The 23,907-nt window shown below is 55.4% G+C and carries 19 protein-coding genes; 9 read left to right on the forward strand and 10 right to left on the reverse strand.

Annotated elements, in window-relative coordinates; all coding sequences use genetic code 11:
• Positions 1 to 62: 62 nt before the first annotated feature.
• Positions 63 to 743, reverse strand: coding sequence for a hypothetical protein (locus tag RBH71_RS01935; protein ID WP_112155459.1), 681 nt, complete (start codon positions 741 to 743; stop codon positions 63 to 65).
• Positions 724 to 3,801, reverse strand: coding sequence for an HsdM family class I SAM-dependent methyltransferase (locus tag RBH71_RS01940; RefSeq protein ID WP_112157465.1), 3,078 nt, complete (start codon positions 3,799 to 3,801; stop codon positions 724 to 726). Before RBH71_RS01940 ends, RBH71_RS01935 begins: the two co-directional genes overlap by 20 nt.
• A 764-nt stretch (positions 3,802 to 4,565) precedes the next feature.
• On the opposite strand from RBH71_RS01940, the gene RBH71_RS01945 reads away from it, so the two are divergent.
• Entirely contained in the window at positions 4,566 to 6,095 is a 1,530-nt protein-coding gene (locus RBH71_RS01945; RefSeq protein WP_323687016.1) for a hypothetical protein, read from the forward strand.
• Between the two features lie 137 nt (positions 6,096 to 6,232).
• Here RBH71_RS01945 and RBH71_RS01950 read toward each other — a convergent pair whose 3' ends face one another.
• Complete coding sequence (locus RBH71_RS01950) at positions 6,233 to 7,165, reverse strand: LysR family transcriptional regulator (protein WP_112155462.1); 933 nt, start codon at positions 7,163 to 7,165, stop codon at positions 6,233 to 6,235.
• Positions 7,166 to 7,498: 333 nt separating this feature from the next.
• On the opposite strand from RBH71_RS01950, the gene RBH71_RS01955 reads away from it, so the two are divergent.
• From RBH71_RS01955 to RBH71_RS01990, 8 genes are all read left to right on the forward strand, one after another.
• Positions 7,499 to 8,302, forward strand: coding sequence for an amino acid ABC transporter ATP-binding protein (locus RBH71_RS01955; RefSeq protein ID WP_112155515.1), 804 nt, complete (start codon positions 7,499 to 7,501; stop codon positions 8,300 to 8,302).
• Positions 8,303 to 8,314: 12 nt separating this feature from the next.
• Entirely contained in the window at positions 8,315 to 8,974 is a 660-nt protein-coding gene (locus RBH71_RS01960) for an ABC transporter permease (RefSeq protein ID WP_112155463.1), read from the forward strand.
• A 12-nt stretch (positions 8,975 to 8,986) separates the two neighbouring features.
• A complete protein-coding gene (locus RBH71_RS01965) occupies positions 8,987 to 9,712 on the forward strand; it encodes an ABC transporter permease subunit (RefSeq protein ID WP_323687018.1) in 726 nt (241 codons plus the stop codon).
• Positions 9,709 to 10,863 carry an alanine racemase gene (locus RBH71_RS01970; protein WP_112155465.1) on the forward strand — a complete coding sequence of 385 codons (1,155 nt, stop codon included), beginning with the start codon at positions 9,709 to 9,711 and terminating at the stop codon, positions 10,861 to 10,863. The genes RBH71_RS01965 and RBH71_RS01970 overlap by 4 nt, the downstream gene beginning before the upstream one ends.
• Positions 10,864 to 10,877: 14 nt before the next feature.
• Positions 10,878 to 11,723, forward strand: coding sequence for a transporter substrate-binding domain-containing protein (locus RBH71_RS01975; protein ID WP_112155516.1), 846 nt, complete (start codon positions 10,878 to 10,880; stop codon positions 11,721 to 11,723).
• A 68-nt stretch (positions 11,724 to 11,791) separates the two neighbouring features.
• Positions 11,792 to 13,030: a CapA family protein gene (locus tag RBH71_RS01980; RefSeq protein ID WP_112155466.1), complete on the forward strand. Its 1,239-nt coding sequence runs from the start codon at positions 11,792 to 11,794 to the stop codon at positions 13,028 to 13,030.
• A 562-nt stretch (positions 13,031 to 13,592) separates the two neighbouring features.
• Positions 13,593 to 15,131: an IS3 family transposase gene (locus RBH71_RS01985; RefSeq protein WP_112155467.1), complete on the forward strand. Its 1,539-nt coding sequence runs from the start codon at positions 13,593 to 13,595 to the stop codon at positions 15,129 to 15,131.
• Positions 15,115 to 15,594, forward strand: a complete 480-nt coding sequence (locus RBH71_RS01990) for a DUF6338 family protein (RefSeq protein WP_112155468.1) — start codon at positions 15,115 to 15,117, stop codon at positions 15,592 to 15,594. The genes RBH71_RS01985 and RBH71_RS01990 overlap by 17 nt, the downstream gene beginning before the upstream one ends.
• 378 nt (positions 15,595 to 15,972) lie before the next feature.
• Here RBH71_RS01990 and RBH71_RS01995 read toward each other — a convergent pair whose 3' ends face one another.
• The 7 genes from RBH71_RS01995 to RBH71_RS02025 form a co-directional block, all read right to left on the reverse strand.
• Positions 15,973 to 18,876, reverse strand: a complete 2,904-nt coding sequence (locus tag RBH71_RS01995) for a hypothetical protein (RefSeq protein ID WP_162632827.1) — start codon at positions 18,874 to 18,876, stop codon at positions 15,973 to 15,975.
• Between the two features lie 74 nt (positions 18,877 to 18,950).
• A complete protein-coding gene (locus tag RBH71_RS02000; protein WP_323687019.1) occupies positions 18,951 to 19,607 on the reverse strand; it encodes an SH3 domain-containing protein in 657 nt (218 codons plus the stop codon).
• A 6-nt stretch (positions 19,608 to 19,613) separates the two neighbouring features.
• Positions 19,614 to 20,357: a hypothetical protein gene (locus RBH71_RS02005; RefSeq protein ID WP_323687020.1), complete on the reverse strand. Its 744-nt coding sequence runs from the start codon at positions 20,355 to 20,357 to the stop codon at positions 19,614 to 19,616.
• Between the two features lie 143 nt (positions 20,358 to 20,500).
• Positions 20,501 to 21,109, reverse strand: a complete 609-nt coding sequence (gene hxsA / locus RBH71_RS02010) for a His-Xaa-Ser repeat protein HxsA (protein WP_112157469.1) — start codon at positions 21,107 to 21,109, stop codon at positions 20,501 to 20,503.
• Positions 21,106 to 22,194, reverse strand: coding sequence for a His-Xaa-Ser system radical SAM maturase HxsC (gene hxsC / locus RBH71_RS02015; RefSeq protein ID WP_112155473.1), 1,089 nt, complete (start codon positions 22,192 to 22,194; stop codon positions 21,106 to 21,108). The genes hxsA and hxsC overlap by 4 nt, the downstream gene beginning before the upstream one ends.
• Complete coding sequence (gene hxsB, locus RBH71_RS02020) at positions 22,191 to 23,600, reverse strand: His-Xaa-Ser system radical SAM maturase HxsB (protein ID WP_323687021.1); 1,410 nt, start codon at positions 23,598 to 23,600, stop codon at positions 22,191 to 22,193. Before hxsB ends, hxsC begins: the two co-directional genes overlap by 4 nt.
• Positions 23,581 to 23,871: a hypothetical protein gene (locus tag RBH71_RS02025; RefSeq protein ID WP_323687022.1), complete on the reverse strand. Its 291-nt coding sequence runs from the start codon at positions 23,869 to 23,871 to the stop codon at positions 23,581 to 23,583. The genes hxsB and RBH71_RS02025 overlap by 20 nt, the downstream gene beginning before the upstream one ends.
• Positions 23,872 to 23,907: the final 36 nt, after the last annotated feature.

Consider the following 23,907-nt stretch of genomic DNA (forward strand, 5'->3'; position numbering starts at 1 on the left):
AAAGTTTTTTATGGCCGCGTGTCGACCTATCCCACCGCGCCGTTGGCCTGCGCCGCGGTATCTCAAGCCGTCGCGGACTCGACTGTCGCTTTTGAAGCAGGAAGCATATCAACGAATATATGCCTCAGCCGGATTGTATGATCTCCACCGTTTTGCACGAGCGCGCCCTCAAGCACGGCTAAAGATTGTGCGTGCTGATCCGCCGCTGCTAGACCAGCATTCTTGCCGTAGATCTTCACGAGACGAGCATCGATGTATTTGACCACATCGGCAGCCGGCAGAGCTAATACATAGCCAAGCATGAAACCCCAGTCATGTCCGGCGGCATATCTGCTTTTGAAAAACCGATCCACTCCCTCAGTTACGTAGCGCGCGTTTAAGCCTGTATCGCCCGCGTGGACGCGTTTGCACTCAATGGCTACGTACGCGTCCTCATCACCGAATTGATGCATGAACTGCAAAGTTATATCGATCCGACCTAGAAGAGTTGGATCGTTCGTTGACATGTCCTCAAGCTCGACTTCGCCACGAATCTGCAGATTGGTGAGCCCGAGCGTTTTCTTCACGCGCCTCATGGCTTTGCGGACTACAATCGTGATTGGCACCTCAAGCATCCCAGCGGTGAGATCGCTACGAGCGGCAGAGCTTCCACGGCATACGAGATCCACTACTGTCGCAATTTGGTCGTCTGACAACGCGAATGTAGGGCGTCCAACAGGACCGTCAGGCGCGAGAAGGGACATCCCGCCTCCGTACCCAGTGATCAGCGAGAATGGCGTCGGCGTCGTTGAGGCCGAGTGTTTGAGTCCAGTAACGCGTCTCGGACGGTTTCAAAATAAAAAGATCTTCATCGCTATACAAACGCATTTGCCGCCGTTCATTGAGATAGGGAGGTATGTCCGCCTCAAGCTGGCCCCTTAATAGGTTTGTCAGCGATCCGAGCTCCTTTGCGTCTCCGATACGAACAACAGGCTTCTCGCCAGGACCTCCAGGTGCCATCATAAACCTAACGGCGGTTATACCCGGAACACCGGCTGCTAGATTGCCATTCTCCAATTTCGCTGGATACACAATAGCCTCAAGATGTCGCTCATTCCGTGCGCGAAGGTAAGCGTCGACTGAACCAGTAACCTGGGCTGCATAAGCCCTTAGGCAGTCTGAATCTGGCGATGCCGTAAGCCCAATTCGCTCGCCGCGATTTTCAAATATCAGGTAACGGGCCCGTGAAACGCTCTCCCGGACTAATACGCGCTCATCGTGCTCAAGGTCGTAGAGATCGAAAACAGCCTCGTCTAATCTGGAGAGTACTTGATGGTCACCAGGATGGTTGGCAGCGAGGCTCTCTGCGTCGATCACCGCCCTTAAGAGGCTGGTGTCGGCGGTATTCAGGTGAGGGATACGCAAAGACAACAGATCATGTGGCAGGACTGTCGGTCGCTCTAGACCCCAAGTCGGTCCACCCATAGCGAGCTGAAACGAAACGATGCTTGAGTTCAGTATCCCGCTGAGGACATAGCCTAGAGGTTGGTCTGAAGTTGCGAATGAGACACCCGTAAAGTTCTCGCTGTAGAGTGCATCGTGTTCGAACACGGCCGCGCTAAATCGACCACGCTCGGCGCCGGCGTCGGAGCCTGCTTTCGAACAAACCAATAGCGGCCCCTTGAAGATAGAAGGGTTCCTGGTTCGGTGTAGTGTTTTGTGGGTAAGCTTGTGCAAATTTTCGAGTTGCAACCGAAAAGGGTTGAACACGTCGGGAGTGATCACCGGCAAATCAAAATAATGATCTGGCGGTGCGCTTTGCCCAGCGCCATTGACCTTGAATCCTTGACCGCGATGCCGCCTTTTGGCGATGCCGAGATCCGTCAATGCCCAATCGAGTGTTGGAAACTCCCTTTCAAGGCGCTCGATCAGCCAGCCATCACGCACGGTCCCAAACGTCGCTGCCTTTAGGAAGGGTGGTGTTGCCAGGACTTGTTTCAAGGGAACCGATCTGATTTCACCCGGGCCAAGGTGGAACACGCCGGTACGACGAAAATCTGGCGTCCAAGGAATGGATCCCACGAGCAGGCGAGTCTTATCTGGCCCCAATGCGCAACGAGCAAAGAAAAGCAGAGCAGGCCCAACCGCATCTGGGAAAAGTTCTTCGCGGCGAAGGTATGACAAATTGATTAGAGCTGAAGGTGCCAACCGCTCCAACAAATGGGCGCGCGCAGCGACCGCATGCGTGTCTTTCGAGAAAAACGGGGTCGCTTTCATCACCATGCCAATTCGGCCCACGTCCCCGACCAAGTCGGCTGCGAGTCCGAGAAACGCCTGGTCAGGGCTACGCCGTGGCCTTAGCGTCGACGCATCAGGTGAGCGACGTTTTTTCACCCCTGTCGTCACGAAAGTCCACGGCGGATTGCCTACGACGGCGTCGAAGCGAGATTTGGTAATTTTCTCTGGCAGCTGGTCGGCGAGGGAATCTGCTTCAAACAGAGTTGTGTTGATGAGCCGATCAAATTTTAAGTCGGCGATATCATCGATCGGGTCTTCATCCAGTTCGAGGGCTGCCAAGTAGAGGCTGAACGCAGCAATGCCGAGAGCCGACCGGTTGATGTCGATACCGAAAAGCTGATTGTAAAGTATGTGGCGTACCAGCTTCCGGCCGACCGGTTTCCCCTCAGATGCTCTCCAAACTAACCGACGGAATGCCTCGACAAGGAAAGCACCAGAACCGCACGCCGGATCGATTATTCGCGCGTCATGCGGCAACCCCTCGAAAACAGGGTCGAGCGTCAAATGCACGAGTTCCACGGGCGTGTAATGAAGACCCTGCGATCTCGCCTCATCCGCGGCGCTTGTCCGTGCAAACTGCTGATAGATGGAGCTGATTAGATCAATCGGGATAGCGTTGAAGCGGAAGCGGAACAGCCGTCCTTGACCATATCGTTCTGAAATAAGGCTGCGACCTTCAACAAAATCCCTGATAAGTTCAAGGTGCTGCGAGGTAAGTTGGTCTCGCTCAGCACCCGGGTCATCCATCGGGAACAGGTCGCCGTTAAACGTCATCCTTAGCCAGTCGAAAAGTGCAAAAGCTCTTTCGGGCGTAGCAAACATCTCGCTTAGGTCTGCCGGCATTTCAGGAGGTAGAAAAGACTGCGCGATCCCTCTGTCCAAGAGATACCATGTGAAAATGCAACGACCGATGAAGCGTTGAGCAATGTCGCGAGCATGAGCCAGGTCGCGAACACTCTTGTTTTTTTCCAGCGCGGTAAGACGATCTTCTAGCGCGCTGATCTCCGCGAGCAGTTCGCGATCGACCCTGTGTCGCCTATCGATCTTGGAGCCGATAGCACTGGCCCAAAAGGCACCGGTCTCAGTCGCGATTCGTCCGCACTGCGCATCAAGATCACGCAGCCGATCCGCTGAACTTAGAACGAAACTGTCGAGTACGCGTGGTTCGCCATTTTTTATGGAGCCATCTTGCTCAGGTGACGCGTAGCAGTCGTAGATTCGTATGTCGGTCGGAGTGACAACCCAGAGAAGGGGTGCGACGCCGACATTCCACGCGGCTTCCTGCCACCGTCGCAAATCGGTTTCGCTGGGGGCCGTGAAACCTGCATCTTTGAAGATGCTGGTTGGAGCGTTCTGTGCAGAGAAAATTGCGTCTGCGTTCAGACCGACGACATCATCAGAGAATACCGCCCGCAGTCTCGCCGCGCGTGGATCCTCAGCCGATACGAAGCCAGGAGCCAGTCGCCCGGTCGCGCTGAGGTATCCGGTCGCCTCTAAAGCTAGCTTGAACGCTGGACTTGTCACACTGATCTCCGCCGCTTCCCAGCGTCGGGCTTGACGAGGCTGATGCCAATCGAAGCATGGTCGACCGCATCAAGTGAGCGGACAGGAAAAAGCTCGAGCTGACCGGTCGATCTTGTAGGCATTGATAACCCAAAGCCCCTTGCCAGAACTTCAAGATGTGGGTGCAGGACAATCAATATGCCGTCGCGAGAAGGTGCTCGCGAGGTTTCTTCTTCCAAAGACCATAGGTTCCCGCCTTCCAGGATGAGCGTCTTGTCTCGAAGTGCGATGAACGACGTCTTTCTTAGACCAGTCTTGAGACTCGTAAATAGAGATTGATGAAACTGAAGCTCCAGATGAAACCTGTCTCGCAACGCAGCTGCAATTCTTAAAAGAAGGACTGTCTGCCACGTGAATCCTGCAGGCGAGCCTTTGCTCTTTGGAGGGAAGTCAGCTGGAATAAGGGCCCGCCGGCTTGTCCACTCACGAAGAGTGGCGGTCGAAAGTCCAGTCAACAGCGACGCGTCGGGGGTTGTGACAAATTTCATAACAGGCCTGAATGATCGGGTATTGTACCCGATCTCCCAGAATGGGTAACATACCCAATCTGACCCGTAAATAGACTATGGTTGCATTAGCCTGGCCGGCCCTGTTATCGCTCAACAAATTAAAGAGTTAGCCGCGGACTTTTCGCTGAAGCACCTACGACGACACGGCCGAGCATGCCCTGATTATTCTGGGCGCCTTCTCAGCCTGACAGATGAGACACGCAGGGGAGGGTGACAATGATCATAGACGACCGCATGCCGCATACGCTTAGCAGCGATGAGATCCTAGTAAGGATCGGTTTGAATGAGAACATCCGCGGCCAACTGGGGACTTATGAGCAGAAGACGGCCATCTTCTCATGGCTGGACACGCTTAGAGCCATAGAGGAGTGCATCAATCTGCTCATCGCCGATTGGTCAGCAGAAGAGGAGGCAGTCATCGCAGAGCTCTTCGCGACACGCGTCGAAAGATTTCTTGCCGAACCGACCTATCTCGTCTGGATCAGGGAATGGCTCACCGTTAGGTTCAACGCAAACTTCGCGGCCCGGTTTGGAAACTTGATGGTCCAGTGTTTTGCCATAAGGCACTCCTTTACCATGCACGGTATCGAAACGGCTGAAGAAGGCCTCGCAGACGTCGGCTCGATGATTGGTTATTTCCAGTCTCGCCGCAGACATCTTGTTGCTGTGCTCCAGCTCATGCCGCACGTCTGCCGGGGCGTTAAGCCTCTGCATCCGCTGAACACTTTGAACGTCGTCCTACCGCTTATTGAGCTGCACGCCCTTCCAATGTCTGGCTGCCAAACCGTGCTCAACGTCAGGTTTGCGCGCCAAAGCTTGAACCTGTCCGACGATCCGAAGTCCGAACTTGCTATGTTGAGCCCGCTGTTCCTGGAGCCAGAACGGGCACCAATCGTTGACATGCCAATAAACGAAGAAGGACTGGAAATCCTGAGAAAGCGCGAACAGGTTCGCGATGACAGGCTCTTTTCAGCGGCTGAGCTTCGCAACGATATAGCGTTGATCGAGGTAGCCTATGCAGAATTTGATCTTACAGCATCTGACTTCCCCCCATGCTCGAAGCTCATCCGCAAGCTTTCCAATGATTATATCGATCGCGATTTCTGGATCGCAATTACCCCTCCTGATCTGGAGCGGCTTTTTCGCCGGTTCTCGGCATCTAAGGCGCTGAAAGACGCCTTCGTAAACCGCTCCGGCGACTACTCGAGCTGCCTTTCGACATATGCGCCGATGGTCTTGGTTGGGGGGGTATATCGATCCACGGTGACCTTGCTCAGCCGGTTCTTATACAGCTGGCGTGCTCGTAGTCTTGACCGAAAAAAGCGATACCAGATTAGGTCGGGGTTTATTTTCGAGGACGCCGTCGCCGCAGAATTGGGAAAGCAGGGCTTCTCCCTGCAGGCGATCACCCGTGTCGGCCGCGCTGAATTCGACGTGGTTACAGTACGAGAGGGTGTAATCTGGAACGTTCAGTGCAAGAACAATTTCCGGCATCTGGATCAGGTCGATTCCGACGCGGAACGCTTTGCGAGATACAACAGGAGCTTGGTGAGAGCATACGAGAGGGCACTACAAAAGGAAGTAAGGCGTGAACACCTTCTGAAAACGAAGCTCGGGCTCGATCAGGTCCAGCACATGCTGGTTTCACGCTTTCCCGTCGTGACCGACGATATACGGGTTTTGCCTTTCAGCAGGATAGGCGACTTCAGCCAGCGTGCGCAGCTCGTCTTACAAGGTGCAGAATGAGGCGTGAGGGCAGGATGGGAGCCACACTGATGGGAAGGACTTTAGACCCCGCGAAACTGCTTCCCTTTTCTGATCAATCACTTAGTAAATTTGATATACGTGCCGACGGTTCAAATCCGTTTCAAGAGCTCGTCGTTCTATATCACCTGCAGCTCTTCGGTCTCAGCGGCCGTCGCGCATTCAACGATGACATTGATCGCCTCTTGCAGCACCGGCCCGAGCCGTCGGCCTTTCTGCCAGAAGACAACGTAGTGATAGAGCGCGCTAGGCTCGAATGGACGAAACTCGACGGGGAAGGCTGCAAACTGGCGCGCGGCAAAAGTATTGCTGCTCGTGATGCCGAGGCCCGCGGCTACATAGTTTATCTCCTGGCCGATGATATCTACCTGAACTGCCAGATGCGGCTCCTCGCCCATGTAGCGCAGCGCATTTTCGTTCATCTGGTGTGAGTGCATCTGTGGCTCGACATCTGCCAAAGGTTCGCCGATCAGATCCTCCGGCCGAATTATGTCCTTCCCGGAGAACCGGTGGCCGGGATAGAAGACGTAAACATTCGTCGCTGTCGCGACGGGGCGCCAGTCGAAGACGTTCTCGTCAAGCGGCAGGCGGGCGAGCCCGATGTCCGCCCGCCCTTCGAGCACATGCGCGGCGATCTCGTGATAGCTGCCTGACTTGAGCTGAATTCCATGAACCGGCTGACGCAAGCGTAGCGCGCGTATGGCATCCGGAATCAATTTCATTGAGAACACATAAGGCGCGGCGATGCTGATCGTGTCGCTGTCAATACCCTTTATCGAGGTCACCGTCTTGGCGATCCTGTCCATCTGGGCAAAGGTTGCGTCCGTGTCGCGAAAGAGCGCCGTCGCTTGTGCGGTCGGGAGAAGCCGACCCTTGTCGCGTACGAACAATTGCACGGCGAGCAGCGCCTCGAGCTGTTTGAGCTGCTGGCTGACGGCGGGTTGCGTGATGCCGAGCACTGCCGCTGCCGCACGTTCCGACCTCGCCCTGATGACTTCGCGCAGGATTTGAAGATGCCGAAGCGTAATGCCGGTGCCTGCAATTTCGACCATAGCGGAGCTCCCGGAACGTGCAAATCCATTTATGCGCAAAGCAGAGCTTATACCAATATGCAAATTTGGCGAAGTATGGCTATTATCCTATAAGTGTGGCTTATCAAAAAATATTATTGCTTATAAATTGACGCCTGCCGAATTTCGGAGCAATTTTTACACCCAGACGCCGCCGAGGAAGCATTCGGCACGGAGGAGCGGAAATCGCTCCGATCATTCGAAACTTGAAGAAGCAAGAGGATGGTGCCGCTCCATGCGCGCAACAAGAGCTTTATCGTGCCCGAATTTTGTCGGATCCCCTGTAGGGAATGCATCGCATTCGAGGCGGTACCCATGACGTCCGGCGCCTCATTTCTTGAACCAGCGTCATCTCATGGCATACGCGCGGACCGCGTCGAAAAACGTCTTGGCCCCACCGATGTCCTTCGGGGGGTGAGCCTGGATGTCCGGCCCGGCGAAGTTCTTTCGATCCTCGGCAGCAGCGGTTCGGGCAAAAGCACGCTTCTGCGATGCCTTAACCTGCTAACTATCCCTGATCGCGGCGACATCTGGGTCCATGGTGAGAGACTGGCCACGCGGCCCGCTGCTGAGCAGGGCGCACCTGCTTCGATCGTTGATCAACGGCAGGTTCGTCGCATCCGCGCTTCGATGGGCATGGTCTTTCAGAGCTTCAATCTCTGGCCGCACAAGACCGCGCTCGAGAACGTCACGGAAGGGCCTGTGCACGTGAAGGGAATGCGGCGCGGCGCCGCAGCGGATCTGGGGCGTCACTACCTCGCCAAGGTCGGGCTGTCCGAGAAGGCCGATGCCTATCCGCGGCATCTCTCGGGCGGCCAGCAACAGCGTGTAGCGATCGCACGCGCACTGGCCATGGAGCCTCTGGCGCTGCTGTTCGACGAGCCGACCTCCGCATTGGACCCTGAACTCGTGAGCGAGGTGCTCCGCGTTATCGAGGCTTTGGCGGGCGAGGGGCGAACGATGGTGATCGTGACCCATGAACTTGCCTTTGCGCGGGAAGTGTCGACCCGGGTGGCCTTCATGCATCGGGGGCTGATCGAGGAAGAAGCGCCGCCACCGCAATTCTTCCAGTCGCCGGCATCCGATCGTCTCCGCGGCTTCCTTGCCTCTCATAGATAGAAGGTCCACCCCATGGATGGTTTTGCAATCCAGTTCATTGACGGGCTCAAGACAACCGTACTCCTGGCGATGGTCAGCGGCGTGCTCGGCACGTCGCTCGGACTGGCCGCTGCAGCGGGGCGCTTGTCGAAGCTCAAACCGCTGAGCGCTGCAGTCGGCTGCTACACGACGATCGTCCGCGGCGTGCCGGAGCTGCTGGTCATTCTGCTGATCTTTTTTGGCGGAACCATTGCGATAAGCGCTCTCTTTGGCCGGTATGTGGAGGTGAACGCCTTCCTGGCGGGGGTGGTCGCACTTACCATCGTTTCCGGCGCCTATATGGCCGAGATCTTTCGCGGCGCGGTTCTCAGCATTCCGGAAGGACAGGTCGAGGCCGCCCGGTCGCTGGGTATGCATCCGTGGCAGACCTGGATGCTGGTGATCCTGCCGCAGATGATGCGCATCGCTCTGCCGGCACTGGCCAATCAGTGGATTTCGCTCATCAAAGAGACGTCGCTGATCTCGATCGTCGGGCTGACCGATATCATGCGGGTCGCCTCGATCGGGGCGGGTTCGATGCGAGCGCCGCTGACATTCTATCTCGCCGCCGCCGCTCTCTATCTCGCGTTGACCAGCATCGCACTGGTCGCCTTCAACCTTCTGGAACGGCGGTTTGCCGTGCCCGGCCGCTAAGGAGTAGACGTCATGGATATTGCACTCCTGTTCGACAGTACGATCGTGCTGGCCGGTGGCATTCCGCTGACCCTGCTGCTGACATTCGCCTCCCTGGCCGCCGGTACGGCTCTTTCGGTTCCGTTCGCCTTCATGCATGCATCCACATACAAAACGGTCTCGGTTCCGGTTCTCGTCTACACCTACGTCTTCCGCGGCACGCCGCTGCTGGTCCAGCTCTTCATCATCTATTACGGCCTCGGTCAGATCGAGCTCATCCGCGCGAGCTTCGCCTGGGTGCTTCTGCGCGACCCTTTCTGGTGCTGTCTGCTCGCCTTCTCGCTCAACGGCGCCGCGTACATGACAGAAATCTTCCGCGGCGGCATTCAGGCTGTGCCGCCCGGCATGGTCGAGGCGGCCGAGACCGTCGGCATGACCCCCATGCAGATCAGGCTCCGGATCGTCTTCCCCATCGCCTTCAGAAGCGTCTTGCCCTCCTACGCCAATGAAGTGATCGGGATGATGAAGGCAAGCTCGCTGGCCAGCACGGTCACGCTGCTTGAAGTGACAGGACTGTCGCGAAAGCTGGTTGCAGAGACTTTTGCTCCCTACGAGATCTTCATTGCCGCTGGCCTTCTATATCTCAGTCTCACCGTCATCTTCACACGTCTCCTGCGAGCGTTGGAGATCTCGATTGACGGGTACTCCGCGGACGAAGGCACTTGCCGGCCGCACAGTTATCAAGCAGGTGCGCTATGAATATTAGTCTCCGCCAGGACGGCATTCTTGCCGGCGAGACCGCTTGGCGCGAGATCGACTTACCTGCCGTCGCGTCCAATTACCGCGCCATCAGGGCCGTCGTCAATCCGACGACCAGGATCCTGCCTTGCCTGAAGCAGGATGCGTATGGCTGCGGCGCAGGCCAGGTGGCCGCGACCCTCGCCGCCGAGGGTGTCGACGCCTTTGGAGTGGTGTCCATTCGCGACGCCCTTGCGGTGCGCAAGGCTGTGTCAGCGGCGCAGATTCTGATGTATGCCGGTATTGGCCCCGAGGCGGTCGATCTGGTGCGGGATCTCGACCTGACCATTACGATTTCCGGCGAGGAAGACTTGCGGCGCTGGCTTTTGAGCCATGTGCAGCTCAGGGTTTTCGTCAAGGTGGATCTCGGGTTCTGGCGCGCCGGCGTCGCACCCGCCGGACTCGAGCATTTGCTGGATCTCTGCGCGGAGGAACCTCTCATCACCGTGGACGGGGTCTATACACATCTTAGCGAATTCGGCGAGGCCGGCTCGTCTGCGGCCGAACAGGTGGCGCGTCTCACCCCGATCCTCGAACGGCTGAAGGAAGGCGGGCGTCTGCCGGCGACCGTCATGGTGTCCAGCAGTGACACCATGATGAGGCATCCGGAATTTGATTTTGACGCCGTCGATCCCGGCGCCCTTCTGTTCGGCTTGGCGTGCCCGCAACCTGGCGGGCGTGATCTGGTCACGCGCCCGGCCTTATCGGCGATCAAGGCGCGGATCATTGCGCTCAAACAGTGCGACGACAGCTTGGGGCCTACTCCGCGTCTACCAGGCTATCAAGCCTCCATGCGTCTCGCGGTCCTGGGAATCGGCTGGGGGCATGGGGTGCCGCGCCGGCTCGCGCCTGGAGCCGCAGCGATCGTCGGCGGGCGGCGTGTGCCGATCTTGCCTCCTGCCCATCTTGAACATCTTCGCATCGACGTCACCGACGTCCCCGACATCAAGTTGGGCGACGAAGCCATCTTGCTCGGCCATTCGGGTACATCCCGGATCACGCTGCCAGAAATCGCAGCGGCCTGGAATACCGACGAGGTTGGCGTCAGTTGCGGCCTCAGGGACAATCTTGCGCGGTGCTACGCCGCTCATCCTTCGCGTCTCAACCAATAAAAAGGGGAATGAACATGAGAAAACATCTGAGCTTCATACTGGCCGCGCTCGTGCTCGGTACGGGCCTGGGCCAGGCCGGGCAGCGCACGGCTATCACCATTGCGTCGGAAGGCGCATCGCCGCCCTGGGACTATATTGACGAAACCGGTGCGCTCATCGGCTTCGACATCGACGTAGGCAAAGAACTTTGCACGCGAATTAAGATCGAATGCACCTTCGTGGCGCAAGACTGGGACGGCATTATTCCGGGCCTGCTGGTGAAGAAATACGATGCGATCATGGCAGGCATGTCCATCACCGAAAAACGCAAGAAATCGATTGCATTCTCCAAGCCCTACGCCGTCGGGCCGAACCAGATCGTTATGCGCCGCGACCTGGGGCTTGAGCACGGCGACGTCACGGCAAAGCTCAACCTGACCGACATGGATGACGCCAAGAAAAAGGCCGTCGCCAAACTGCGGGAAAGCCTGACCGGCAAGACGCTCGGCGTTCTTCGGTCGTCCAATTCCGAGGCCGTGGTGAAGGAGCTGTTCGGGGATGTCGCCGAAGTGCGCAGCTATGACAGCCAGGAAAACCTCAAACTCGACCTCGTCGCCCAGCGCGTCGATGGTGGACTGGGAGACTATTTCGTCTGGCGGGACTTTATCGAGACACCGGATGGAAAGGACGTAGGCTTCTTCGGCCCGCAGCTCTCCGGTGGCACTTGGGGCCCCGGTGTGGGAATAGGGCTGCGCAAAGACGATACCAATCTCATCGCTGCTTTCGATACGGCGCTGGAAGCCAGCATCAAGGATGGCACGATCAGCCGTATCGCCACGACGTGGTTCCGCATGGATATCGCGCCGCAGCTTTCCAAGTGACGCTCTCACGATAATTCTAGGCGGCCCTGCCGGCCGCCTGTTTCCTTCCGCCGATTAGGGTTGCAATCATGTCCTCACCGTTCACGCTCGTCCTGACGGGCCAATCCCTCATTCATCACGATGTCAGAGAGGTCGTTGACAGCGGCTTCGACGAGATCAAGCAGGTGATCTGTCAGGCCGATATCGCCTTCACCAATCTGGAGACGACGATCTATGGCCGGCATGGGGGGTGGCCCATGAAGGGCTTGTATTTCGGCTGTTCAGACCCGGTCGTTCTGGATACGCTGAAAGATGTGGGTTTCGACGCGCTGGCGCTGTCCAACAATCATGCCTACGATCTGGGGCCTTCCGGCGTGTTGTCAACGTTAGAGGAAGTGGCCGCCCGAGGCTTCCTGTATGCCGGTATCGGTGTCGACGCCACCCATGCGCGTCGGGCCGGATCCAGGATGTTCGGCGACCGGAAGGTGGCGCTTGTCGCTATGGATGCCGGACCGGGTCCCTCGAACATGTATGCTGCCGATGCGACAGCAACGCGACCTGCCAGGCCGGGTGTGAACCATCTCGACGTCTCGCGGCGTTTTGACGTCGATGACGCGACGTTTGGGTTCCTGGCCGGCATCCAGCAGACATTTCAAAGCTCCCCCATGGAGCGGGCAAATTACACGCAGCCGGAAGATCCGCGCGTTCTCAACGATGCACAGGATATGGATTTCTACGGTACTGTCTTTCGCCGTGCCGAGGAAAACCAGCGGCGAATACTGGTGGACGAGAAAAGCCTCGATATCCATCTTTCGACGATCCGCGAGGCGGTCGCCAAAGGTGCGTTCGTCATCGCCTATCTCCATCATCATCACTGGGAGCCGAGCTGGCGCGAGGTTCCTGGCTGGGTTCAGACGCTCGCCCGTGCCTGCATCGATGCCGGCGCCGGCGCGTTCGTCAGCCATGGCGCACCTGTGCTGCAGCCGATCGAAATCTATCGCAACGCGCCGATCTTCTTTGGACTCGGCAACTTCCTGTTTCATCTGGAGGAAGGCGAAGTCGTTTGGACCGATCCGGACGTCTGGAAAAGCGTCATTGCCACATGCCATTTCGACGCTGAGGGTCGCCTCAAGTCTATAGACCTACTTCCAGTGGTCATCGGCGGCGATCTGTTGGAGGCGCCCAATTATCATGAGCGGATCGTACCGGTTCCGGCACGGTCAGCACTGGCAAATGAGATGATGAAGGATCTGGTGGCGCGGTCCATACCCCACGGCACAGCTATCACTCTTGAGGGCGATGGTGGCACGATTTGGAACCGAGGTTAGTTGACCCTCGCAGGGCGATACTTCCCTTGGACCTTGATGTCGGCACCAGCGCGAGGTCCTGAGTTCGAATCTACTCAAGGCGAGGGCAAGGGGCGCTGGCGGCACATCTTCTCTCCAATACTTGTGTCTGACGCCGTGAACCTCCGCCATCTGACGGAGCGGAAACCGCGAGCCTTCACATTTACGGCCGCCTAGAGGATGTTAAAGGAAATGCTGTTCGATTCTGAGGGAATACTTTGACACCTAGCCCGTTCCTAATTCAGCTCGCGCTCTTGTTTCTACCAGGGGTGATCTGGACGCATATTGATGCCCGCTTTGGCTCCAGATCCGGGCCGACACAGATCGAGTTCGTGTTCCAGTCGTTTCTTTTTGGAATGGCCAGCTATATCGTCGTTTATGCAGGATACTGGCTGTTCGGATTCAATTTCATCATTATTGATCTGTCAAAAGTCGAGACTCAGAACCTCTTGACGAGTACGATTTGTTGGTTTCCGCGCAGAACTGAGCCGGTTAGGCGCATAAGGGGATGCGGACTAAAACTTGGACCACCAGGAGGTAGTTCATGTATTCCCATGCTGACAGAATTCGCGCGGTCGAGCTGTATATCAAGCTCGGCAAGCGGGTTAAGGCGACGATCCGCCAGTTGGGTTATCCGACCAAGAATGCGCTGCGGAACTGGTATCGCGAGTACCAGCAGCATCAAGACCTACGCGTTCGTTGTGTGGCTCGCGCGCCGAAGTTTACTGAGGCCCAGAAGCAGACGGCGCTTGAGCACTACCGCACTCACGATCGCTGTATCTCTGCGACGATGAGAGCGTTGGGCTATCCGGGTCGTGGAACTTTGACCGCATGGGTTCGAGAGGCATTTCCGGAGGCGAGAACTTCGATGGTTGGTCGATCCTGGCGTCCGGCCTATCCCGACGCTTTGAAACAAGTCGCGGTTCTTGATCTTTGCAGTGGAGAGGAAAGTGCCCAGCAAATAGCCGAGCGGCTAGGTGTATGCCGGCCGACGTTGTACGCTTGGAGAAATGAGTTACTCGGTCAAGAGGCTGCCTCATCCATGAAACGCCGCAACACTTCTGCGCCAGCGCCGGAGCGCGAAGAACTCGAGCGACAGCTTGAAGCCCTCCAGCGCGATGTCCGACAATTGCAGCTTGAACATGATCTGCTGAAGAAGGCCAATGAATTGCTAAAAAAAGGCCTGGGCGTCGATCTGCAACTCCTGAGTAATCGGGAAAAGACACAGCTGATTGACGCCCTCAAAGACACCTATCGATTGCCAGAACTGCTTTTGCAGGTGGGGATTGCGCGGAGCTCGTACTTCTACCACCGCACCCGAGTGAATCTGGAAGACAAGTATGTCGCCATCCGCCGCAGCCTGACGGAAATCTTCGAAAGCAACCATCGCTGCTACGGCTACCGCAGACTGCAGGCGTCACTGGCCAGGCAGAGCGTAACAATCTCGGAAAAGGTTGTGCAGCGATTGATGAAGCAGGAGAGTTTGGTGGTCGCCAGACCGCGGCGACGGCGTTTTGGCTCGTATATGGGAGAAGTCAGCCCTGCGCCGGAGAACCTGATCAACCGGGACTTCAGAGCGAAAACACCGAACGAGAAATGGCTCACAGACATAACCGAGTTCCAAATTCCAGCTGGAAAGGTGTACCTGTCGCCCATCATAGATTGCTTCGATGGCATGGTGATCAGTTGGTCAATTGGAACGCAACCGGATGCGGGGCTGGTCAACACGATGCTGGACGCCGCCATCGAGACCGTTACCGACGGCGAAGGCAGGACGATCGTCCACTCTGATCGTGGAGCGCATTATCGCTGGCCCGGCTGGCTCACGCGGATTAGCGATGCGAAGCTGCTACGTTCGATGTCTCGCAAGGGCTGTTCACAGGATAACGCCGCGTGCGAAGGCTTCTTCGGTCGGTTGAAAACGGAACTGTTTTATCCTGGCGACTGGAGAACCATCACGATCGAGCAGTTTGTCCGCGAGGTTGATGCCTACATCCGATGGTACAATGAAAAGCGCATCAAATTATCATTGGGATCACTCAGTCCCATCGAGTATCGCAGAAGTCTTGGCCTTAGCGTCTAAATCAGTCCAAGTTTTTATCCGCATCCCCACCGGCTCAGTTCTGCGCGGAAACCAACATACGATTGTCCTACAGATCGCGATTGCCACTGTTGTCGGCTTCATTCTCGGCGTCATCTGGCTCTATGCCGTGAATTACAAATGGATGACCCGATTTCTGCAGACTATAGGGGCGACGAAAACTTATGGTGACGAAGACGTTTGGGACTTCACGTTTAACTCTTCCGATGCAACTTCCGAGTACGTTCACGTTCGCGATTTTGAGAACAAGATTGTGTATGCGGGTTGGGTGGCTGTGTTTTCCGAAACCGGCAAAATGCGTGAGGTAGTTCTTAGAGACGCGATTGTTTACGATTTTGATGGCTCCCAATTGTTTGCAAGCCCAAGAATTTATATATCTAGGAAGCCTGAAGGGATGCATATCGAATTCCCAGCGACACAAGCGAATACCAAGGAGCTTCAATGAGCGGCAACCCGAAGACGCCAAATAACGGCAGCTGGAGCATTCGGCCGGTTAGTGAAGGCTATGTTAAAAAGGGTGGGCTGAATCCGCCAACGTCGCAGATCGTCTCACGGCCCGCACCGCCCGCTCCGATGCGGCCTGCTCCAGCTCAGCCGTCCCCACCAAAACGCTGATTTTCTTGATCACTCCGTACCGCGACAACGCTTCGGAGACTAGGTCGCGCGTTCCACTTTAAGAAAAAGCGCAAAAGGGACCGAATTGACACGAATTCCCTAGCTCAGAAGCACTACGACCCGTGAATGACTAAAAGCGCGTTGTGTAAAAATATGCCCAGCCATATTTCGTTCAGATTTCTAGGTGGGCATAGTTCACACGAGCACCCTATGGCGTTGCGGAATCACGATTCGCCGCTCTCCAGCGACTTTCAAAACTGTGCCCAGACTTCCAAGTATTGATTTTGGCGACCTCGTCCGCGCATAGCGCGTGCAATGGATCCCGCTCCATTTCGAATTCATCATCTAGCACGACACCGAACAAAACGCACTCCGTTCGGTATTCTCCACGTTCCCGGCTCTTAAATTCCAATGCAACTCGAGTCACCAACGCATCAAGTTTTCGATCTTTCCAATTTACGCTTCCAAAATCGTCAATGGACGTGTCGACGTTCCCGAGTTCCCAGCCATCTCTCTTCTGCGCATTGAGCCAGTCAGTAAATTCCCGATAAGCCGGCGAGTTCGTCTGTGTTGCAGCTAACCCGCCATCGGGTGTAAGCGACGCCTTGAGGAAGCTAGTAAACTTCGTAAGCCGCGCATTTGCCGCTGGGCCGTTGACTTTTTGGAGCTCAGCTTCAACGACGCCTCGGCGTGACTGCTCCTCTTGTCTACGAATATCAGACAAGCGCTCCGCTTCCTGAGCCGCAAGTCTTTCAGCTTCCTGTTGCTTCACTGTTTCGAGTTTGCTGGCTGCTAGTCTGGCGGCAGACTGTGCGACCTTATCGCTTTCAATCCAAATGGGGAGGAAAATGCCAGCCTTTTCATCACGCTTCATAGCTTGCGTCAGCTGCCGCAGCGAGCTGGAGGCTCCATACACCGCACGGCATTCATCACGCAGTATCATAGGGTAAATTTGCTCCAAAGTTTTGTCACTTATTACCCTCAGAGGCTTCGTCGTCTCGACGAGCGTAGTGACCTCTTTCAGCATTTCTTCATGAACATCAACTGCCTCGGCGACTACGACGCATAGGTCGCCCTTCTCAGAAGCAGTTTCAAAAGCGCCAAATCCACTTCGAGATCCGGCTTCGACGCCAGATGTCACTGCGGTAATGAGAGAGATTTCCTTCTCTTCTCTTTCTGCTAGCTTTTTGTAATCAATCGCGTCGAACACGCGAAGTTTCTTAGCCTCAAGTGCATCCAGAAATGCGACGGCGAAACTTGGTTGTGCCTCGAGGAATGCCTTTCTTTTTGCAATAATCAGGTCCACCCGTTCTGGACTCCGGCTGTCGCACGAGCTTATCTTTACAACTGTCGCACCCATTGGCGCTAGGATGTCTCGTAGCCCACGTCTAAGCGAGGGTGTTTCGTCAAGTCCGATCAAGCACACAGCCGCGTAATCTTTCGAGAATGAAACGCCTCCGTTTAAAGTGCGAACGAGTGATGGTGCATCGGCGGACGCATTGAAAAACGAAACCACGTCACCCCACGCGCCACTCAAGAGCACCGCGTTTAATGGCGTGACTGCAAAAGGTGCGTTCGAGTTTTTCTGAATGACTTCAGGACTTCCCGCACCCGCGGCCTGGTATCCGGCAAGTTCGGTCGCTAACCCAGTTCTGGAAATCAAAGTTCCAAGTGACTGTCTTGCGTTTTCGAGGGCCTCAAGGTCATCCGAGATGACGGCATCGGCAGAAATTTTTAATTCTTGAACGACCTGCGGGAGTTTTGGCGAGGAAATATTTCCTGCGACCCATTTTGTCAGCGATGCACGCGTCGCCTCAAGCGCCTTTTGATGCGCGAGAACCTGCTTCTGACGGTCGTCAGCGCGCTCCTTATCTCTAGCCACAACAAAGTTGCTGTAGCCGACTAACGTGATCAAAATGGCCTCGAGCTCAGACGATGCCTGTTCAAGATTTGACGTGCTTCCAGTCGGCAGCGTAACACCAAGGATAGAGGCCTTGTCGGCGACTTGTATAAGGTTCGGGATTTGTGGGTTGAGCCTGATGAAAACTTGGGCATCATCAAGCAGAATGCCGGCTTTCAAGCGAGCAGCTTTCAAGTCTGCTGCAACGGCTCGCTCATAGGAAGTCTTATCTGCGAAACCCTTTTCCTGCGCGCTCTTAAAGGTGGTCTTGTCAGCAAATCCTGATGATCGAAAGGCTACGTATTCGGTGCGCGTCTCGAAACTAAATCGCGAAGCTGCTCGATACTCGTCTGCGGTCTCGAACCCACCGGCTCTCGCTTTCCCGTACTCCTCGGCAGTTTCAAATCCAGATCGTGACGCCGCCTCGAAATCGACGTTCGTCTGGAACCCGCGCTGCTTCGCAACGAGCATAACCTGTGGAGATTTGAACCCTCCCTTAACCGCTTGAGCATATGTTTCGCCGTCTTCAAAACCCATACTCTGGGCCACTTGACGTTCTGTCACTGAGCGAAACCCGTCCTGCGCACTTTGTTCGATCAGGTTAAGTGCGTAGTCATCGAGATAGTCCCCAGTGGGCGCTCCGAATGCAGCGGTATAAGCTGCAAATGCCTTGACCGTCCCAGGTCCGACCAGACCATCGGTCGAACCAGTATAGAACTTCAATCGCGTCAAGGCGATTTGCAGACGTCTCACGGAAGAAACCAGAGTGGTCTGCGTCATCACGTCAGTAGACGTTCCCGCTGTATAGCTGTGAAACAAGATCGATCCAAAGCCCTCGCCAGCACTTAAAAACGCATCCTGCGGAACAAGTCTAAGATCTTTCAATGTCTGAAGATTGGGCTTGGCTTTGTCCTTGAACAGGGTCCCCGTTACGATGGCAAATGAGCCGTTACGCGAACGCGTTATAAGCGCCGGGCCAAGAGTTGCGGCAAAAGTCTGGGCTACGGCAGCGGCTTGGTCAAACGTCGGCCGACTAGAAACTACCAGCCAGATCATCGTTGGGTTGGGAGTGGGCAAGGCTGCCGTCTGGACGCTCGTCAGACCCGCGGTGACCTTGATGCCGGCTCTGGCCTCAGGTGCGGCACTTGCGGTTCCTCCGATCAAGCCATGCAAAACGAAAACACAGCAACTTAGTATTGCAACTCTACGCACGAAAATATCCCCGATCCCCTACTGGAGATGATATTAATCGAAGATCATGTTAGCGCAACTAGATGTTGTTCATGCTACTCGCTCTTTAGGAATTTTGCATTCACCCATCCATTTTGGCCGGTTTCTTTGACCAGGACCTGGACCCAACCAGCCTGCTCATCGACAATGGTGACAACGAGCCCGGTAGTCAGTACCTCGATCAAGGGCGAACTGGGATCTGGTCGTGTCCGCATATTGAGGTTGGTTGTAGTTCGCGATACCCTCGCGCTTGTTTTCGCATCTGATAGAGCGTCCGCTACCTTAGGGGTCGATTTCACTTCCGTCGTGGTCAATGACGGGAGAGGCAAAGCTGCATTGCCAGCCTCAACCGCGGAGCCAGAGCCACCAATTTTCTGCGCCAACGCAGCCTCGATCGCGGTATCAAATGCCTGTTTGATGTCGTTATCAATACTTCGATATTGCCTCACAGGCTGATCTTGTTCTGCCACCTTCGTCCCTGGTGGAAGCGCCGGGGACTTCTGATCGGTCGTTGTAGATGGCGTCCGAATGCCTGGAGACGTCTGCGGGGTTGGAGTCTGGTTTTGACCAGATGATCCACTACCACCTGCATGAGATGAGCCTGGTGGAATTTTACCAGAAGCAACCTCTGGCTTGGATGATATATTTGCCAACACCGTCGCGCCGACCGTCATAGCGACGATGATCCAGAAATTCCGGTACGGTGCAGACATTGGCAATTATCCCCTGTCTACTTCGATTTGCTTCAGTCGGACAAGTGCATCGTACATGGCCTGTGGCGGTGCGTTTCGAAGGCGTTCTGCAGATCTGCAAACGCTTTTCAACTCATCATGAGCATTTGCGAGTTTTTGTTCGAGCCCAACGCGTTCCATGGTGATCGTGCTTTTGACCTGTTGAACCAGATGAGGCTCTGTTGGAGCTGTCGGATTGAAGGTAAATTTTTGGCTTACCGAGCTCGCCCATGCTTCCACTTCCCCGACGAGAGACGGTCCAAATCCTGGAAGCTTCGGGACACGCCGATTTTTCACATCAAGGGCATTGGCAAAACCATAAGAGGCGAGCGTTGCTTTGCGACTTTGACCAACCCCTGGTATTTTAGCCCGCTCGATTAATTGCGATTTCATGTAGTTGGTGAACTGTCGTTCGCGCTTGGTCTTTTCGAGCTCGACAAGCAACTCGCGCTCTTTCGCTGGCAAGCCTGAATATGTGTCGGCAAGTGACAAAAAGAGTTTTCGCTTATCCTCAAATGTCGCCGGACCCGCTTGGGCAAGCCAAGTCTGTCGTTGCTCATCCCAGTTAGCCTTGGCACACCGGTATTCGACCTCAAATTTCCGCTTCAGGCTTACCGAGAGGGCAGTCATCACGAGTGCTCCGACGCACAGCGCTGTCCCCCAGAAACCGTGTACGAATAGTGCAAGGTAGCCACCGACCGTCAGTGCAGCGGCTCCTGCAAAAACTGTCAATTTCCTCTCAGATCTGGCAGCACGCCCCACCTCGGATAACTGGAGGGCTGGAGGCGGCGGTAACGCGGCTTCCAGCTCTGGAGGTGAGGGCGGTGCAGGGACCGACTTTATCGTTTCTATTATATGGCTGATATCCATGACGATCAGTTTGCAGCGATCCCGAAGGCATCGAGCACATCGGGCGTAATGGTTCCGGTGACTTTAAGATTGTAATCAGTCTGCATCGCGATCAGCGCTGTTTTGCATCCCGGTCCGACCTGACCGTCTATCAGACCCGAATAGTAGCCATAGGCAGTCAACGCTGTCTGAACCTGCATCACGATCCTTTTGAACTTATCTGTGTTGCCGGCAAGAGGCTTCAGCGGCGCAGGGCTCGGGGTGACAGGTGCACTGTAAAGCGGCGCAGGCGTAGCTGGTACCGGGGGTGCTACAGGCGCGCTAGGCGCAGCCGGATAAATCGAGCGGGCGGGTGGGCTGTAGGAAGGGGATGGCGACGAGTATGTCGATGAACCACCATAGCTATATCCACCGCCGCTACTTGATCTGTGACTGGAGTGGGAGCGATGACTGGAATGAGATCGATGCGACCGGTGGCCCGCAAGCGTGAAGACATGCTTAAGTTTCAGCCGTTCGAGAATGGTTGGAACGGAGTTCTTCTTCTCGACAAATTCACCAATTGGCATCGCTGTAGTTTTGGACGGAAGAAATCCGGCCGCTAAAAGCGACGGGATCAAGAATATCCGCGATTTCATAATGGCCCCAGTGCAGCAAACCCCTGCCGATGATCATACCACTGAAAAAACCCACCACAAGTTCCGCGAGCATTACAACTGTCGCAGAAATCGAGATATTTCCGCTTCCAATCGGAAATCGTTGATGGCGCGTGAAGGCGATAGTCGTTTGGAACAGAACAGGCGGGGAAATTATAGAGCCAAGTCTGTATTCCCCGTGCTCCGGCAATATCAAGTGCTCTGGCAAGAGCGTCGAAATCAGTCGAGGTGTCTTTGAATGACGTCATCCAATTCATCCGGCCGTAACCGATCCGTTCAAGTTGCATCACAGCCCAGAAGGACACAGCACTCAATCTCGTCGAAACGAAATAGGCGAGAGCAGGCAGGTCATCCCAATTTTGCTTAAGAACGACTGTGCGAAGTTCTACTGAAGCACCTGCGCGAAGCAGGGTAGCGAGGCCACGTTCAAGAGATTTGAAAGCACCCTCTTTCCCAACTATTCGATCATGGACGTCGGCTGCGGCTGAGTAGATTGGGACACCCCATAGAACGCGATCCCATCCGAGGTCGGAAAGCGTTTCGATATCTCCGGCATCGAAGTGTTGGGCGTTGGTCAGGACGTGGAAGCGAATATCCGGCCGCGCTTTCGTGACGTGCGAAAGCATTTCAAACAGTCGATGCTTATGTAAAAGAGGCTCACCACCGGAAATCCCAATCGTAACGCCGATCGGGGCGAGCAAAGCCGCGAGGGCAAAATGCTCGAACATGTCATGATGATACTTCTTGGGCGGCTGCGAACACATGACGCAAAGCTGGTCGCATTGCTCAGTGACGAGAAACGTGTTGTGCTCTGACTGAGCTCGTATCAGACGATGAGCGCTTCCTTGTCCCGGCAGGAGGAGAAGCACATCTCCATCCATGTCCTCGTCGATGCCTGCGTAGACGCCCAAAGAGAACCCGTTAAAATCGTACTCCCGTCGCTCTCCCGTAACCTCGACTAAAAAAGCATCGTGCTGGCCGTTGGCGTCGGAAGGACCGTCGTTGAGCCTGATGACCATGGGAACGACGATTGGTAGAGGATCGACCTTGAGGCGCAACTCTATCATCGGTGAGACTTCGCAAGCGATCGATCGAAACGAGCCGATCCTGACCATATGGCAAGGGATTTTTGAACCCTCGGATCGTCTGAATAGATCAGGGAAAAAATCTTATCGAACAGGTAGGTATGGCGCTGGCAAAAGTCGGTGAGATGTTTCGGATGGTCTATTCGACCGTATCTCGATAGGTCGTCCACCAGATCAACACCACAAAAGGCCTGATAGGGACAATGGACGCAATCCGGGTGGAAGTTGTTGATCGCTTCGCTGTTTAAAACCTCAATCTTATCTCGGTTCATGCCGCTGAAGACATCGCCCATGGATAGGTCCAACTGCCCCACGCGGGTCACCATGCGCGCTTCATCAGTGGGATAAAATTTCCCGTCATAGTCGATGACGACGTAGCTTTCACCGATGATGTTTGGGTTACGAAGATCTGCGTGGTGGTTATGGCCGGACCGCAGAACCCGTCTAAGGCAGTGCGTGAAATAATACTCTTCAACGGGTTGGTCAGCATCCCAGTTGAACGCAACCAATTCGTCGATGAACTCCGAGTGGTATTGATTCCACACCGCTGCGCTCTCGCGAGCGTCGAACTTTTTGCGGGCAAAGCCCTGGTGGTTCACAGGCCGCAAATAAATGGAGCGGAAACCGTAGTGAACGAAAGACTCGATTAAGGCGCTCGATGGCGGCGCTTTGCGTGGGTCAATGGTGGGGAGAGCGGAGACTTTCTCGGCGCCCAACCTTTCGATTGCGGTGTCGAGATTAGTGAAAAACGCGGTCGTTTTCTCGTCACTCACAGTTCTCTGTGCCTGATGGATTGCTCTCGTCGCATCGAGTGACGTGCTGGTAAACACGTCGGGCTCTTCCAAGACCGCCCAAGCTTCCTCTGAAACTTCTTGCAGGTTTGTACAGATGACAAACTCACAGTGATCGAATTTGCCTCGACAGAATTCCATCACATCCTTGATGACGTCGAGGCGCAGGAGCGGCTCGCCCCCCTGAAACTCGATCTTGATGGTGGTGGTCGACAGGCCGTCAAGGAAGCTGACGACACCGGCCAAAGTTTCAGCATCCCAGCCGAAACCTCGTGTACCCTCGTTGACGCGCGATACCTGACAATAACCACAGGCCAGGTTGCATCTCAGCGTCGGCACCAGAATAACGTAGTCGATCTCAGCCGGAAGGTAGAGACGGCTGGCGAAACGCTGCTCAAAGCCAAGATAAGTAAGGTCGCCCACCTCGCTGAAGGCACTACCAATCGCATTTAAGAAGGCGAGATCTGACGCCAGCAGCTCGTCGCGGGCATAGCGGTGCAGAAATGCTTCGCCTGCTTTGAAAAAGCCACCGGCGTCATCTGCAAAAAAGACATTACCGTCGTCGGCTGCGCGAAACTTAAGAGGTGCGACCAGCAATGCCTGTCACTCCCTCAATCAGCATCTTGCGCATTGGCAACGTCTGTTCGAAAATCTTCTGACGATAGAGACAAAACTGAAATTCCTGCTTCACGCGTGGATCACCTGCATTTGTGCCGGTGAAGCGAACAATGTTTCCATCGACGCAAAGCTCGAGCTCCGGATATAGATACTGAAACCGCACCGAGGCGTCCGGGAGCCATCTTATAAGCAGCTCGTCGATGACCAGTTGCGAACTACTGGGTAGATTTTCCATTTCAAAACCATTCATTAAACGCCTATCGTTCAGGAAAAGCAGCCTATCACA

It is taken from the genome of Rhizobium sp. AN68, from assembly GCF_030758035.1.
Taxonomy (GTDB): Bacteria; Pseudomonadota; Alphaproteobacteria; order Rhizobiales; family Rhizobiaceae; genus Agrobacterium; species Agrobacterium tumefaciens.

Excerpts from the sequence above, each read along its gene's own strand:
- RBH71_RS01935 (WP_112155459.1), bottom strand. The coding sequence starts at position 743 with ATGTCCCTTCTCGCGCCTGACGGTCCTGTTGGACGCCCTACATTCGCG.
- RBH71_RS01945 (WP_323687016.1), top strand. The coding sequence starts at position 4,566 with ATGATCATAGACGACCGCATGCCGCATACGCTTAGCAGCGATGAGATC.
- RBH71_RS01950 (WP_112155462.1), bottom strand. The coding sequence starts at position 7,165 with ATGGTCGAAATTGCAGGCACCGGCATTACGCTTCGGCATCTTCAAATC.
- RBH71_RS01955 (WP_112155515.1), top strand. The coding sequence starts at position 7,499 with ATGACGTCCGGCGCCTCATTTCTTGAACCAGCGTCATCTCATGGCATA.
- RBH71_RS01960 (WP_112155463.1), top strand. The coding sequence starts at position 8,315 with ATGGATGGTTTTGCAATCCAGTTCATTGACGGGCTCAAGACAACCGTA.
- RBH71_RS01965 (WP_323687018.1), top strand. The coding sequence starts at position 8,987 with ATGGATATTGCACTCCTGTTCGACAGTACGATCGTGCTGGCCGGTGGC.
- RBH71_RS01970 (WP_112155465.1), top strand. The coding sequence starts at position 9,709 with ATGAATATTAGTCTCCGCCAGGACGGCATTCTTGCCGGCGAGACCGCT.
- RBH71_RS01975 (WP_112155516.1), top strand. The coding sequence starts at position 10,878 with ATGAGAAAACATCTGAGCTTCATACTGGCCGCGCTCGTGCTCGGTACG.
- RBH71_RS01980 (WP_112155466.1), top strand. The coding sequence starts at position 11,792 with ATGTCCTCACCGTTCACGCTCGTCCTGACGGGCCAATCCCTCATTCAT.
- RBH71_RS01985 (WP_112155467.1), top strand. The coding sequence starts at position 13,593 with ATGTATTCCCATGCTGACAGAATTCGCGCGGTCGAGCTGTATATCAAG.
- RBH71_RS02000 (WP_323687019.1), bottom strand. The coding sequence starts at position 19,607 with ATGTCTGCACCGTACCGGAATTTCTGGATCATCGTCGCTATGACGGTC.
- hxsA (WP_112157469.1), bottom strand. The coding sequence starts at position 21,109 with ATGAAATCGCGGATATTCTTGATCCCGTCGCTTTTAGCGGCCGGATTT.
- hxsC (WP_112155473.1), bottom strand. The coding sequence starts at position 22,194 with ATGATAGAGTTGCGCCTCAAGGTCGATCCTCTACCAATCGTCGTTCCC.
- RBH71_RS02025 (WP_323687022.1), bottom strand. The coding sequence starts at position 23,871 with ATGAATGGTTTTGAAATGGAAAATCTACCCAGTAGTTCGCAACTGGTC.